Annotated in this window: 12 protein-coding genes; all 12 read right to left on the bottom strand. The window is 72.4% G+C overall.

The genetic code is table 11. The features are described 5' to 3' along the window. Positions 1-160: 160 nt before the first annotated feature. The 12 genes from ACFO6V_RS23590 to hpt all read right to left on the bottom strand — a co-directional run bounded on the left by ACFO6V_RS23590 (position 161) and on the right by hpt (position 14,172). A complete protein-coding gene (locus tag ACFO6V_RS23590) occupies positions 161-1,825 on the bottom strand; it encodes an L-aspartate oxidase (protein WP_377140241.1) in 1,665 nt (554 codons plus the stop codon). Beyond that, the gene (panD, locus tag ACFO6V_RS23585) at positions 1,822-2,328 is read right to left on the bottom strand and encodes an aspartate 1-decarboxylase (RefSeq protein ID WP_377140238.1); all 507 of its coding nucleotides are present in this window, start codon (positions 2,326-2,328) and stop codon (positions 1,822-1,824) included. Before panD ends, ACFO6V_RS23590 begins: the two co-directional genes overlap by 4 nt. Before the next feature lie 4 nt (positions 2,329-2,332). Further along, entirely contained in the window at positions 2,333-3,298 is a 966-nt protein-coding gene (gene panC, locus ACFO6V_RS23580) for a pantoate--beta-alanine ligase (RefSeq protein WP_377140235.1), read from the bottom strand. Continuing rightward, complete coding sequence (locus ACFO6V_RS23575) at positions 3,295-4,269, bottom strand: Rossmann-like and DUF2520 domain-containing protein (RefSeq protein WP_377140233.1); 975 nt, start codon at positions 4,267-4,269, stop codon at positions 3,295-3,297. Before ACFO6V_RS23575 ends, panC begins: the two co-directional genes overlap by 4 nt. A gap of 13 nt (positions 4,270-4,282) precedes the next feature. Next, complete coding sequence (locus ACFO6V_RS23570) at positions 4,283-5,923, bottom strand: PH domain-containing protein (protein WP_377140231.1); 1,641 nt, start codon at positions 5,921-5,923, stop codon at positions 4,283-4,285. Further along, a complete protein-coding gene (locus tag ACFO6V_RS23565) occupies positions 5,920-6,411 on the bottom strand; it encodes a PH domain-containing protein (protein WP_377140228.1) in 492 nt (163 codons plus the stop codon). Before ACFO6V_RS23565 ends, ACFO6V_RS23570 begins: the two co-directional genes overlap by 4 nt. Before the next feature lie 35 nt (positions 6,412-6,446). After that, positions 6,447-6,932, bottom strand: a complete 486-nt coding sequence (locus tag ACFO6V_RS23560; protein WP_377140226.1) for a DUF3180 domain-containing protein — start codon at positions 6,930-6,932, stop codon at positions 6,447-6,449. 1 nt (position 6,933) lies between these two features. Next, complete coding sequence (folK, locus tag ACFO6V_RS23555; RefSeq protein ID WP_377140223.1) at positions 6,934-9,723, bottom strand: 2-amino-4-hydroxy-6-hydroxymethyldihydropteridine diphosphokinase; 2,790 nt, start codon at positions 9,721-9,723, stop codon at positions 6,934-6,936. Continuing rightward, on the bottom strand, positions 9,720-10,679 hold the full coding sequence (gene folP, locus ACFO6V_RS23550) for a dihydropteroate synthase (protein ID WP_377141147.1): 960 nt from the start codon (positions 10,677-10,679) through the stop codon (positions 9,720-9,722). The genes folK and folP overlap by 4 nt, the downstream gene beginning before the upstream one ends. Positions 10,680-10,762: 83 nt before the next feature. Continuing rightward, positions 10,763-11,386: a GTP cyclohydrolase I FolE gene (gene folE / locus ACFO6V_RS23545; protein WP_377140221.1), complete on the bottom strand. Its 624-nt coding sequence runs from the start codon at positions 11,384-11,386 to the stop codon at positions 10,763-10,765. A 16-nt stretch (positions 11,387-11,402) separates the two neighbouring features. Further along, complete coding sequence (ftsH, locus tag ACFO6V_RS23540) at positions 11,403-13,433, bottom strand: ATP-dependent zinc metalloprotease FtsH (RefSeq protein WP_377140218.1); 2,031 nt, start codon at positions 13,431-13,433, stop codon at positions 11,403-11,405. Between the two features lie 184 nt (positions 13,434-13,617). Continuing rightward, positions 13,618-14,172 (bottom strand): hypoxanthine phosphoribosyltransferase, encoded by a 555-nt coding sequence (gene hpt / locus ACFO6V_RS23535; RefSeq protein WP_116677043.1) that lies wholly within the window; start codon positions 14,170-14,172, stop codon positions 13,618-13,620. Positions 14,173-14,174 lie beyond the last annotated feature (2 nt).

Here is a 14,174-nt window from a genome sequence, read left to right as displayed (position 1 = left end):
TCGCGGCCGAGTTCGGTCAGTTGCTGGCCTCCGCTCGTGACTTCGGTCGGTCGCCTTGAGATCGGTCCATCAAATGACCGATCTCAAGGCAAGCGACCGATCTCAGTACAGGACCGCGTGCAAGCGACCGAAGTCACTGCCGCATCCGGACTCGGCCCGGTCAGCGGGCCTGGAGCACCCCGTCGTCGTCGAGCCAGATCTGGACCCGGCGCCTCCACTCCTCCTCCGGCTTCGGGAAGTCCGTGCGGTAGTGGCCGCCACGGGTCTCCTCGCGCAGCGTGGCCGCCCGGGTCAGGGCGCGGGCCACCTGGTAGACGTTGGTGGTCTCCCACTCGGCGGCCTGGGGTTCGGCCACCACCTCGGGCGCCAGGTGCGCGTCGGCGCGGACGGCGGCGAGCCGCTCGTCGACCTCGGCGAGCGAGCGCGCGGACCGGATCACGCCGGACCCCGCGGACGTCACCTTCTGGATGCGTGACCGGGCGGCGGCCGCGACCAGCCCTGACCCGCCGGAACGCTCGGCGGGCGCTCCAGGCTTGAGCTCGCCGGCGTCGAACCGGGCCGCGACGTCGCGCGCCGCGCGGAAGGCGAACACCAGGCCCTCCAGCAGCGAGTTCGACGCGAGCCGGTTCGCCCCGTGCACGCCCGTGCACGCCACCTCGCCGACGGCGTACAGGCCGTCCACCGAGGACCGCCCGTCGAGGTCGGTCACGACGCCGCCCGAGTGGTAGTGCTGGGCGGGCGCCACGGGTACCGGCTCCTCGGACCAGTCGATGCCGGCCTCCAGCAGCCGCGCGTTGATCGTCGGGAACCGTGTCCGCAGGAACTCGCGGCCCAGGTGGCGGGCGTCGAGCAGCACGTTGTCGGCCCCGGTGGCGGCCATCTGCCGCACTATCGCGTGCGCGACGACGTCCCGCGGCGCCAGCTCCGCCATCTCGTGCACCGCCGGCATGAACCGGTGCCCGTCGACGTCGAGCAGGAGGGCGCCCTCGCCGCGCACGGCCTCCGAGATGAGGGGCACCTGCCCCTTCGCGCCGGTACCCAGCCACAGGACCGTCGGGTGGAACTGGACGAACTCCAGGTCGCCGAGCACCGCACCGGCCCGGAGCGCAGCGGCGATGCCGTCGCCCGTCGCGCCCGCCGGGTTGGTCGAGGAGCGGAATACCTGCCCGATCCCGCCGGTCGCCAGCACGACGGCGGGGGCCAGCACCGCGCCGACGCCGTCCCGCGAGCCCGTGCCCCGCACGTGCAGGGTCACGCCGCAGGCTCGACCATCCAAGGTCGTCAGCACGTCCAGCACCAGGGCGTTCTCCACGACCTCGATGCCCGGGTCGTGCCGGACCGCCTCGATCTGCGCCACGAGCGCCCGGGAGATCTCGGCGCCGGTGGCGTCCCCGCCGGCGTGCGCGATCCGGTCCGCGCGGTGGCCGCCCTCGCGGGTGAGCGCGATGTCGCCGTCGGCCGCCTTGTCGAAGACCGCGCCGCGCGCCACGAGCTCGCGCACGCGCTCCGGGCCCTCGGTGACCAGCACCTGTACGGCGTCCGGGTCCGACAGGCCGCCGCCCGCGGCGAGCGTGTCCGCGAGGTGCGCCTCCGGCGAGTCCGACGGGTCGAGCGCGGCGGCGATCCCGCCCTGCGCCCACACCGTCGACCCCGACAGGAGCCTGCCCTTCGTCACGAGCAGCACCCGCGGTACGTGCGTGCGCAGCTCGAGCGCCGCCGTCAGCCCGGCGATGCCGGAGCCGACGACTATCGCGTCGGCCTCCGCGGTCCAGCCGGGTGCCGGGGCGGCGAGGGAGCGGAAGAGGCGCGGTCCAGTGCCGCTCACGCTCGGCCCGACGCCGTGCGCACCAGGCCGGCCTGCTGGAACGGCTCGATCGGCAGGCCGCTCTCCTCCAGGCCGTAGCCGTCGGGCACGTGCCCGGGCTCGTCGCTCAGCTCGACGATGCGGTTCTTCTCGTCGACGAACACGACGTTCGGCAGGAAGGTCCGCGCGTCGTGGTCCGAGAGCATGCCGTACGCGATCAGGATGACGACGTCGCCGGGGCTGACCAGGTGGGCGGCGGCGCCGTTGATGCAGATCTGGCCCGAGCCGGGCTCGCCGGGGATCACGTAGGTGGTCAGCCGGGCCCCGTTGGTCACGTCGACGACGTCGACCTGCTGGCCGGGGATCAGGTCGGCGGCGTCGAGCAGGTCGGCGTCGACGGTGATGGACCCGACGTAGTGCAGGTCCGCCTGCGTCACGGTGGCGCGGTGGATCTTCGCGATCATCATCGGCCGCTGCAACGATGCGGGGCGGCCGACGGGCGGGCGGTGCTCGGTGGAGCTCATGGCGTTACCTCTGGTCTGGCGAGACCTCGACGGCCTGGTTGTCGATCAGGCGGGTGGTACCCACCCGTGCGGCCACGAGCAGCAGCGCATGGCCGGAGAAGTCGTCGGTCACCGCGTCCACGGTCACCGGATCGACGAGCGCGAGGTAGTCGATCACGACGCCGTCGGCCTCGTCCAGCACCTGGCGGGCGGCGTTGATCACACCCGTCGCGCCACGGCCCGCGGCCGCGGCGCCCGCACGCAGCGCACGCGACAGCGCCAGGGCCTGCTCGCGCTCGTCGGCGGACAGGTAGGCGTTGCGCGAGGACATCGCGAGGCCGTCGCCCTCGCGCACCGTCGGGACGCCCACCACCTCTACCGACACCTCCAGGTCGCGCACCATCCGGCGCACCGCAAGGAGCTGCTGGGCGTCCTTCTCGCCGAACAGCGCGACGTCGGGCCGCACCAGGTGCATCAGCTTGAGCACCACCGTCAGCACCCCGTCCAGGTGCCCGGGGCGGTGCTCGCCCTCCAGCACCTCGCCGATGCGCCCGGCGGAGACCCGCACCACGGGGTCGCCGTCCGGGTAGACGACGTCGGGCGTGGGCGCGAAGACGATGTCGGCCCCGACGCCGGCCAGCTTGGCGACGTCGCCGTCCAGGTCACGCGGGTAGGTCGCCAGGTCCTCGCCCGCGCCGAACTGCAGCGGGTTGACGAAGATGGTGACGATCACCTGGCCGTTCGGGCCGGCCTCCGCGCGCGCCCGGCGCACGAGCTCCAGGTGCCCGTCGTGCAGCGCGCCCATGGTCATGACCACCGCTCGCCTGCCGGGTTCCGCGTCGAGCCCGGACGGGCCCGTGATCGCCCAGCGCATCTGCGCGTCCCGCAGCTCGGAGCGGGTGCGGACCACGTGCGGCGTGCGCCGCGCGGACTCCGTCCCGGTCTGGGTGCCGAGCGGGGTGTCGGTCGGGGTGATGGCCTCGGTGCTCACTGCGTGTTCCTTTCTGCGCGCGACTCTCCCGTCGCACTGTCCAGCGCGTCCAGCAGGTTCTGTGCGGTGGAGTCGTTGATGCGGTGGCTCGCGAGCGCGCGGCGGGTGGCCCCGCGGGCGAGCTCTGTGTAGCTGTCCGGCACGTCGGTGGCGCCGCTGGCGGCGGCAAGTGCGCTGAGCTCGGTCAGATGGCGGCGCACGGTACCGACGTCGCCCCGCGAGACCGGCCCGGTGAGGGCGGCGATAGCCCCCGGCCCCATGCCGTCCCGCGCGTCGGCCGACCGCGTGGCCGACTCGAGCGCCGCCGTGAGCAGCGGTGCCAGCACCCTGCCGGGCGCCTCGATCCCTGCGGCCTCCAGCGCCTGTGCGGCCTGCGCGACGAGCACCACCAGGTGGTTCGCGCCGTGCGAGAGGCCCGCGTGATACAGCCCGCGGAGCCGCTCGTCGACGATCACGGGCTCGCCGCCGATCTCGACCACCAGCGCCTGCCCGATCGGCAGCACCGGCGCCGGACCGGTCACGGCGAACGTGCAGCCCTCCAGGCGGGCCAGGTCGAGCGACGTGCCCGAGAACGTCATGGCGGGGTGCACGGCGAGCGGGATCGCGCCGCCCAGGCGGGCGGGCTCCAGGACGGCTGTCCCGTAGCGGCCCGACGTGTGGATCGCGAGCTGGCCGGGCTGCCAGGCACCGGTCTCGGCGAGGCCGGCGACCAGAGGGCCCAGGGCGTCGTCGGGCACCGCGAGGAGCACGAGCTCGGCGCGCTCGACGACGTCGGGCACCTCGAGGTTGGGGACGCCCGGCAGGAGCGTCTCGATGCGCTCCCGGGAGTCCTCGGAGATCCCGCTCGCGCCGACGACGGCGTGACCCGCGGCGCGCAGGGCGCTGCCGAGCACCGCACCGACGCGTCCCGCGCCGATCACGCCGACGCCGAGCCTGCCGGGCCGCCGGCCCGGATCTGCGGATTCAGTCACGGGACATCACCGGTCACTCACCCTGTCTCTCCATCCATCGTTCCGGGCCGGCCGCAGCGCGTGCCGTGCGGGCCCGCATGGCCTGCTCCGCCATGAGCTGGGCGGCGTCGGCGGCGTCGAGGTGCGGCACCTCAGGCTGCACCGGACCCTGCGTGGAGTGCACCTGGAACGACGCGACGCCCAGCCTGCGCTGCCACGGGCCCTGGCTCAGACCCAGCGACTGCGTCCGCTCGTGCGGCACCACGTCAAGGATCTTCACCATGCGGCCCCGGCGCATCAGGAGGGCGCGACCGGTCACGGCGAACCCGTTGCGGCGCCATGCCACCGGATCCAGTATGCGCGTCCGCCGGGAGGCCGTGACGTACGAGCTCTCGGTCCGGGAGTCGCCGTCCAGCCCCGCGTCGAGGATCCGGCGTGGCTCGTCGACGCCGAGGTCGGGCAGCACCAGGGAGAGCACCGTGAGCGCCTCCTCACGGGTGCCGACCGGCAGGAGCACGCTGTTCTTCTCCTCGCTCTCGCCGCCGTAGCCCGCGACGTTGACCTGCACGCGCCACCAGTCGCGCCCGCGCCACAGCACGCTCTGCACGAGTCGTACCGCCTGCACGCGGCCGGGCGGGATGGTCTGGGAGCGCGTCTCGAGCATCCCGTGCCGCAGCCGGACGCCGTCGGGCGAGATGGCCACCCGGAAGTCGAACTCGCCCGTGAGCCGGCCGAACAGGTACCCGCCGGCGCCCAGGACCGCGGGTAGCGACGCGGACATGACGGCGAACTCGCCGGTCGCGATCATGACCACCAGCACGGCCAGCGCCCACAGCACCAGCGTGATCATGGCCCCGGACCGCACGACCGAGGCGATCAGCCGGCCCAGGGGCACGCTGAGCACGGGGACCTGGGGCGCCTCGAGGCTCACCGGTGCCGCCGGTCCGTACGGCGACGCCTCCGGCCCTTCTGCGGGTGCGGCGGCATCCTGGGTCGCGTCCCGCGGCCCGGCGTCGAGCGCCTGGTCCTGGGGCGTGGTGCCGGCCGGGGCGGGCACCACGCCCGGCACCGGCTGGGTGCGCGCACCGGCGGCCGGGCCGGTCCTGGCCACCTTGAGGCCCGCAGCGCGGGCGAGGAGCTCGGCGCGGAGCTCGTCGGCGTCGGACCCCTTGAGGAAGCCGATGGCGATGCCGGAGTCGGTGCCGCCGGCGGTCTCCAGGGTCAGTTCGCACAGGCCGAAGAAGCGCGCCACGAGCGGCTGCCGGATGTCCACCGACTGGAGCCGGTCCAGGCGGGCGTGCCGCTGCTGGCGGAACAGGATGCCGCGCCGCAGGTGCACGGTCTCCTCGCCGATGGCGTAGGTGGTCATGCGCCAGGCCAGCACCGAGTAGCCCCACCCCACCAGCGCGATGGCGGCGAGCGCGACGAAGAGGGTCCACCAGTACTCGCTGGAGATGAGGGCGATGAGGCCACCGCGCGGCCCGCCGTCGAGGCTCTGCTGGCCGAGGATCACGATGGCCGCACCGACCACTGCCCAGCCCCGGACCAGTGGCGTGACCGGGTGCACACGCCGCCAGTCCAGGTTCTCGGCCTCCGGCTGGCCGGGTTCGTCCTGCCGGCCGGCGGCCACGCCGGGCTGGTCGATCTTGTCGAGGCCGCCCTCGGGCGTGCTCACAGCCCCGCCAGACGGGCCTCACCACGGGACGCAAGACGGTCGCGCAGGCGCGCCGCCTCGTCCGGCGGCAGACCAGGGATCTGGGCGTCGGTACCGACGGATGCCGTGTGGAGCTGGACCTTCGCCAGGCCCAGCTTGCGGTCAAGCGGCCCTGCCTCGACGTCCACGTACTGCATCCGGCCGTACGGCACCACGACCATCGACTTGAACATGACCCCCTTGCGGATGAGGAGATCGTTGTCGCGCTCGGCGTAGCCGATGGCCCTCACCTGGCGCGGGACCAGGAGGATCGACCACACCAGGAACAGGGCAGGGAAGCCTGCGAGGAGCCAGAACCAGGGACTGACCGTCACGGCGAGCACTACGCCGACGATCGCGGGTATGCCGAGGGTGATGGTGGCCGGCACCAACATGGCCGTCACGAGACGCGGGGACACGCGGCTCCAGGTCACGTCGTGCGGTTCGAAGGGGCTGGTCATGATGGCCATTGTTCCGCAGAGGGCAAGCCCTCGACACCGATACCTCAAGCCGGGGCCGGAGACTCGCCCTCGTCGGAGCTGGCGCGGTCCTTGTCGGACGGCGGCAGCTCGCAGAACTTCTCCACGACCAGACCCACCACGGAGAGCCCCACCGAGCACAGCACTGCGATACCGGCGGCTACGGCACGGTCGCGCCGGGGCTCGATGGCAAGGTCTCCCAGCACCACCAGGACCTGCGCGAGGTACCAGCCGCCGAGCAGCGCACCCGTCAGCGCGGCGGCCTTGGCCAGGACGAGCGTCCGGGCGGCCCGGAGCCCGTCGAGCGATGGCCGCTTGCCCTTCTGGTACGAGCGCACGGTCCAGCCCGACCAGAACACGGCCCCGGCCAGCGCGAGGATCGCCACGTCGACCAGCCACGGCACGACCGGCAGGTACACGCTGCGCGCCTCGAGGGCGCGCAGCACGAGCCAGCCGACGATCGCGACGGCGACGAGAACTGCGATCAGGGACCCGATCGGCGTTCTGCGCATGTCAGGCGTCGCGCCCCCGCTCGTCCCTTACCGGAACCCACGAGGGGACCGAGTCGATCGGACCGTCCGACGCAGCGGCACGCTGTTCGGCGACGAACCCCGGCACGCGGATCACCGTGTGGTCGTTGTCGTAGGCGTCCTGCTGACCGTTGGGCTGCCCGTTCGGCTGACCGTTGACGTGCCCGTTCGGCACCTGGTCGGGCTGCCCGGTCGGCGGCCCGCCGACCGGGGCGAAGAGCGGGTTGGCGGGCTCCTGCGGTGCGCCGTTCAAGGGCGGGAACACGCCGCTCTGCTGGCGCGACGGGTTCACCGGTGCGAACACCGGCTTGGCCTGCGACTGCGCGGGCGGCAGCAGCTCGTGCGCCGGCGCCTCGTGCGCGGTGTCCCGCACCGCGCGGGGCGCGATGGGTGCCTGCGGCGCGGGGACGAGCGCCTCCTCCGGCGGCGGGACCGCCAGACCGTTGACCGGCATCCCGGCCGGCGGCGCGCCGAACGGGCCGGCGGACGCCGCCTGCGGGATCGGCACGGAGCCGCCACCGCCGGGCACCGGCCCGCTGGAGAAGCTCTGCGGATGCGGCGCGGCCGGGTACGCCTCCTGCTGGGGGGCAGCAGGCTGCGGCTGACGATCGAGTTCGACCTGACCGCTGTGGTGCCCCTGCGGGTGCCCACCACCGGGGACCTCGACCACGGGACCTGCCGGCAGGACCGGCGGTCGGCCGCTCGGCGGGACCGAGGGCGGCAGGGCCGGTGGCATCTCGGCGGAGTGGGAGTCCTGGCCGGTGCTGCCACCGTCGTCGGACACCGCCGGATGGTTCGAGCCGGTGGGTCCGCCACCCTGCTCCGGCTCCGGGTCGGTCAGCCAGTCGAGCGCGAGCCAGCGGATGCCGGCCCGGTCGGGCGCCGTGGCCGCGAGCTGGGCCACGGGGCCACCGCCCAGGCCGGGCAGCACCGCGTCGGGCGCGATCTGCGACCACGGCTCGAGGACGAATGCCCGCTCGTGCGCGCGGGGGTGGGGCACCTCGAGGTCCTCGGCGGCATCCGTCAGGTTGCCGTACGTGATGACGTCGACGTCCAGCGTGCGCGGTCCCCAGCGCTCCTCGCGGGTACGGCCGTGCACGTTCTCGACCTCCTGGCAGAGCTGCAGGAGCCCGCGCGCCGAGAGCGTGGTGCGGGCCAGCAGCACCGCGTTGAGGTAGTCGGGCTGCTCCTCGGGTCCGCCGACGGCGGCCGTGCGGGCCAGCGGCGACACGTCAGTGATCTGCAGGCCGGACATGCGGTCCAGCTCGGCGACCGCGGACCGCATGGTCGCCTGCGGGTCACCCAGGTTGGCGCCGATCGCGATGACCACGTCCACGTACCCGGCAGGCACCTCGTCGAACCGGTCGCGCGGCTCCGCCTGGTACTGCTCGGACGCGTACTGCTCCGGCTGTCCGACGGCGGAGTCGGGGACCGCCGCCGACACGCGGGTCGTCTCCGTGCCGCCCTGGTCGTACTGCTGCTGCTGCTCGAACAGCTGGTCGTACTGGTTCTGCTGCGGTTCGAGCCGCTGCGGCTGCTCGAACTGCGACGCCGGCTGCTCGTAGCCCTGCGGCTCGTAGCCGGCCTGCTCGAAGGGCTGCGGCTGGTCGAACGACTGAGGCTGCTCGAACGACTGAGGCGGGTCAAAGGACTGCGCCTGCTCGAACGGCTGCGGCTCGGGCTGAGCGGGCTCCGACTGCGGCGTGAACTGGTCGTACTGCTGCTGCTCGAAGCCGATCGGCTGGTCGCGCCTCTGGTCGAGGCCCTGGACCGACTCGTACTGCTGGACCGGCTCGAAGGCCTGCTCCGGCAGGAACTTCTCGTCCGGCCGGAACGTCGGCTCCTGGCCGAGCTGGTCCCGCTGCTCGGCCTGAGCCGAGGCCTCGGGCTGCAGCTCCCACGCGGCCGGGATCACCTGGAGCGGCTCGGGTGCGATGAGCTCGGGCACCGGGAGCGGCTCGGGGGCGTCGCCGACCGGTGCGGGTGCTATCGAGGACGGGACCCGCGACACGAGCGGCTCCGGCTCGAACGCCTCGGCCCGCAGCGGCGCCGCCTCGGCGGGCTCGGGCTGGTAGGGCTCGTACGGCTCGCGCTCGAACGGCGCGGGCTCGTCGTGCGCCGGGCGGCTGACGGGCTCGAGGTCCTGCGGCTCGAGCTCGCCGACGAACGGCGCGCTGTCCGAGTCGCTGCGCGCCTGCTCCGCTGCCTCGTTCCACGAGTCGGTGGGCGAGCTCGCCGGGAACGTGTCCCGCGGCTCGGCCTCGTAGCCGAGGAGGTCGGCAGACACGGCGACCGATCCCGGACCGGTCATGAGGGACGTGTCGGCGGAGTCGGCAGTCGTCGCGGGCGCGGCCACGACGGGCATCCGAACGCGGTCGCGCCGGATCGCCACCTCGACGTCGGCGAACGGCACCGGGATGGGTGCCTGCGGCTTGTGCACGCGAACGTCCACCGCCTCGACCTGCGGCCGGGCCAGCACCGCGGCCGCGATGCGCTCGGCAACCGTCTCGACGAGGTCTACGGGCTCACCCGCCAGGATGTCGTGGACGTCCTGCGCCACGTCCGCATAGCTCACCGTCTGCGCGAGGTCGTCGCCGGCCGCAGCCGGGCGAGTGTCGAGGTAGAGCACGACGTCGGCCCGGAACTCCTGGCCGGTCTGTCGTTCCGACGGCAGCACACCGTGGTACCCCCGCGCGCTCACGCCTGTCAGCTGGACCTGGTCCAGCGACCGGCCGTCCGGGCCTGTGACGCCCGTTCCGAACGCTGTGGTCACCGTGGTCTCCTCCCGTCGTCTTCGTGTGCACCGGAATCCTGCCAGGCCGGTATGCCCTGTTCCCCGACAGTCCATGATTCTGTGGTCAAGGCCACGGTGGAAGTCAATGCCTCCGGTGCGGATCGGGGAGAGGTACCCGGTGACCCTACCCGGGGCCTGTCGCTCGCCGTGGTCCAAGCAGCCGCGACCTTGACGGCATCGGCACTCGCCCGGACCGTGTGCACCCGGACGCACCAGGCGCCCGCGGCGGCCGACAGGGCGGAGATCGCGGCAGTCGCGTCGTCCCGGGCGCGCGGCGCCGCCATGTGCCCGGCCGAGTCCGCGAGCAGGTGGCCGAGGAACCGCTTGCGGGACGCGCCGACCAGCACGGGACGGCCCAGCTGGTACAGGACGTCCAGGTGGGCCAGCAGCGGCCAGTTCAGCGCCCCCGCCTTGGCGAAGCCGAGCCCCGGATCGAGGATCAGCTGCTCGGACCGGACGCCGTCGTCGTGCAGGGCGGCCATGCGGGCGGCGAGCTCGTCCCGGACGTCGGCGACGACGTCGTCGTACTCCTGCCGGTCGTCCATGACGTCGGCGTGCCCTCGCCAGTGCATCGCCACGTACGCGGCGCCGGTCTCGGCGACCGCGCGGCCCATCTCCGGGTCCGCGAGGCCACCGGAGACGTCGTTCACCATGCGGGCCCCCGCCGCCACCGCCCGTTCGGCGACGGCCGCCCGCGTGGTGTCCACGCTCACGACCGCGCCGTGCGCGGCCAGCCGTTCGATCACGGGGAGCACGCGAGCCAGTTCCTGCTCCTGCGGGACCCGCACCGCGCCGGGCCGCGTGGACTCCCCGCCCACGTCCAGGATGTCCGCACCCTCGCCGAGCAGCTCCAGCCCGTGGGCGACGGCGGCCGACGGCTCGAACCACTCCCCGCCGTCCGAGAACGAGTCCGGGGTGACATTCACAACACCCATCACCAGGGTCCGGCCCACGCCGGAGAGCTCCGGCAGGCCGATCACCTGGGCATCCCGGGTCGGATGGTGCACGGTGGGAACCGTCACTTCCCGAGGATGAGGCTCATCGCCTCGGCCCGGGTCGCGCCGTCACGCATGACTCCGCGCACCGCGGAGGTGATGGTTCGCGAGCCCGGCTTGCGCACGCCACGCATGGACATGCACAGGTGCTCGCACTGGACCACCACGAGCACACCCCGCGGCTCGAGGATCTCGACCAGGGAGTCCGCGATCTGGGTGGTCATCCGCTCCTGCACCTGGGGACGGCGCGCGAAGACCTCGACGAGCCGGGCCAGCTTGCTCAGGCCCGTGATGCGGCCGTCCACGTTGGGGATGTAGCCGACGTGCGCCACGCCGTGGAACGGCACGAGGTGGTGCTCGCAGGTCGAGTACACCTCGATGTCCTTGACCAGCACCATCTCCTCGTGCCCGAGGTCGAACGTGGTCGTCAGGACGTCCTCGGGCTCCTGCCGCAGGCCGGCGAAGATCTCCTTGTACGCCCGCGCGACGCGGGCCGGCGTCTCCCGCAGGCCCTCGCGCTCGGGGTCCTCGCCGACGGCGAGGAGCAGCTCCCGCACGGCCGCCTCGGCCCGTGCGGCGTCGTACGGCGGAACGTCCGCCGCGCGCCGCACGGGCGTAACCACAGGGGTGATCGACCTGTCGGTCATAGGTGGTGCTCCGGTCTTAGTTCGGCGGATCCATGGGTGCCGGCGGCGCCGGGTCCAGCACCGCCTCGTCCTGCGGGACGACGGAGTGCCCGTTCTGGGCCGCCAGCTCCTTGGGCGTCAGCACGGGACCACGCGTGTGCACCGAACGCTGCTCGCTGGACAGCCAGACGTCGCGTGCGGGGCGCTTCTCGACGGCGCGGAAGACCTCCGCGAGCTCCTTCTGGTTCAGCGTCTCCTTCTCGAGCAGACCCAGCACCAGCTCGTCGAGCACGTCGCGGTACTGGCTCAGTACCTCCCACGCCTCGTCGTGCGCCGCGTCGACGAGCTTGCGGACCTCGTCGTCGATGGTGCTCGCTACCGACTCCGAGTAGTCCCGCTCGTGCCCGTAGTCGCGGCCCAGGAACGGCTCACCGGCGCTCGTGCCGAGCTTGATGGCGCCGACCCGCTCGCTCATGCCGTACTCGGTGACCATCTTGCGAGCGATGGCCGAGGCCTTCTCGATGTCGTTCGAGGCACCGGTCGTGGGGTCGTGGAAGACGATCTCCTCGGCCACACGGCCGCCCATCGCGTACGCGAGCTGGTCGAGCAGCTCGTTGCGAGTGGTCGAGTACTTGTCCTCGAGCGGCATGACCATGGTGTAGCCCAGCGCGCGACCGCGCGGCAGGATCGTCACCTTGGTCACGGGGTCCGTGTAGCGCATCGCCGCGGCGACCAGGGCGTGCCCGCCCTCGTGGTACGCGGTGATCTTCTGTTCCTTGACGTTCATGACGCGCGTGCGCTTCTGCGGGCCGGCCACCACGCGGTCGATGGCCTCGTCCAGGGCACGGTCGTCGATGAGCTGTGCGCCGCTGCGGGCGGTGAGCAGCGCGGCCTCGTTGAGCACGTTCGCCAGGTCCGCACCCGTGAAGCCGGGCGTGCGGCGGGCGACGGCCTCGAGGTCGACCTCGGGGACCATCGGCTTGCCCTGCGCGTGCACGTTGAGGATCGCCTCGCGGCCCTTGAGGTCCGGGGCCTCCACGGCGACCTGACGGTCGAAGCGGCCCGGGCGCAGCAGGGCGGGGTCGAGGATGTCGGGACGGTTGGTCGCGGCGATCAGGATGACGTTCGTCTTGACGTCGAAGCCGTCCATCTCGACGAGCATCTGGTTCAGCGTCTGCTCGCGCTCGTCGTGCCCGCCGCCCATGCCCGCACCGCGGTGCCGGCCTACGGCGTCGATCTCGTCGACGAAGATGATCGCCGGCGAGTTCTGCTTGGCCTGCTCGAACAGGTCGCGGACACGGCTGGCGCCCACGCCGACGAACATCTCGACGAAGTCCGAGCCGGAGATCGAGTAGAACGGCACGCCGGCCTCACCGGCGACGGCGCGCGCGATCAGCGTCTTACCCGTACCGGGCGGGCCGTACAGCAGCACGCCCTTGGGGATCTTCGCGCCCACCGCCTGGAACTTGGCCGGCTCGGCGAGGAACTCCTTGATCTCCTGGAGCTCCTCCACCGCCTCGTCGGCGCCCGCGACGTCCGCGAAGGTCACCTGCGGGGTGTCCTTGCTGGCCAGCTTGGCCTTGGACTTGCCGAAGCCCATGACCCGGTTGCCGCCGCCCTGGGCCCGCGAGAGCAGGAACCAGAACACGACACCGATCAGGAGGAACGGGATCAGCACCGACAGCATGGAGGACCAGAAGCTGGGCTGCGGCACCTCCGAGTCGAAGCCGTCGGCCGGGTCCGACTTCACTATGGCGTCCTCTACCCGGTCGCCCTGGGGCAGCGTGTAGAAGAACTCGACGGTCTTGCCGTGGTCGACCTTCTCGGCGCTGTCGCCCTCACCCTCGGTCGACGAGTACGCCTTGGAGAGCTTGAGCTCGACCCGCTGCTCGCCGTCGACCATGAGGGCGTGCTCGACCGTGCTGCCGCTCAGCAGATCGATGCCCTGTGATGTCTCGATTCGCGAGACATTGGGCTGGTTCAGAGCCGAGATGGCCAGTGTCACCACGACCAGTGCGACCAGGATCCAGATGACAGGCCCGCTCAGAAGCTTCTTGATGTTCTTCATCGGCGACGGGGACCGAGCCCCGTTTCCCTCCGCTCGCGCAGTATGTTTCCGTCGAAACTACATGGTCTCCCTGACAGGAGCCCCGAGTGTTCGCCCAGAGCATGTGATGCCTGGGCCACACCTCGCCCAGACGTGACGAACCGCCCGGGATGGGCATCCGCGGAGTCGAGCGGCGCTGAGTGGATCAGCCTCCGTAGACGTGCGGTGCCAGGGTGGCAACGAACGGCAGGTTGCGATAGTTCTCCGCGTAGTCGAGGCCGTAGCCCACGACGAACTCGTTGGGGATGTCGTAGCCCAGGTACTTCACGTCGACGTCGGCCTGTGCGGCGTCCGGCTTGCGCAGCATGGCGGCGATCTCCACAGATTCCGGGCCCCGCGAGCGCAGGTTCGACACGAGCCAGGACAGGGTCAGGCCCGAGTCGATGATGTCCTCGACGATGATCACGTTGCGACCCGTCAGGTCCGCGTCGAGGTCCTTGAGGATGCGGACGACGCCGGAGGACTTGGTGCCCGAGCCGTACGACGACACCGCCATCCAGTCCATCTGGACCTTGTGGTGCAGGCGGCGCGACAGGTCCGCCATCACCATCACCGCGCCCTTGAGCACGCCGACGAGGAGCAGGTCCTTGCCCGCGTAGTCCGCGTCGATCTGGGCTGCCAGCTCGTCGAGCTTCTTGGTGAGCTGCTCCTCGGAGAGCAGGATCTCTGCGAGGTCGGGTCCGACGTCGGACTGGTCCACGA

It is taken from the genome of Promicromonospora alba (genome assembly GCF_042654905.1).
Lineage (GTDB): Bacteria > Actinomycetota > Actinomycetes > Actinomycetales > Cellulomonadaceae > Promicromonospora > Promicromonospora alba.
Note: the sequence above shows the minus strand (reverse complement) of the source record. Positions and strands in the feature narration are given on the sequence as shown.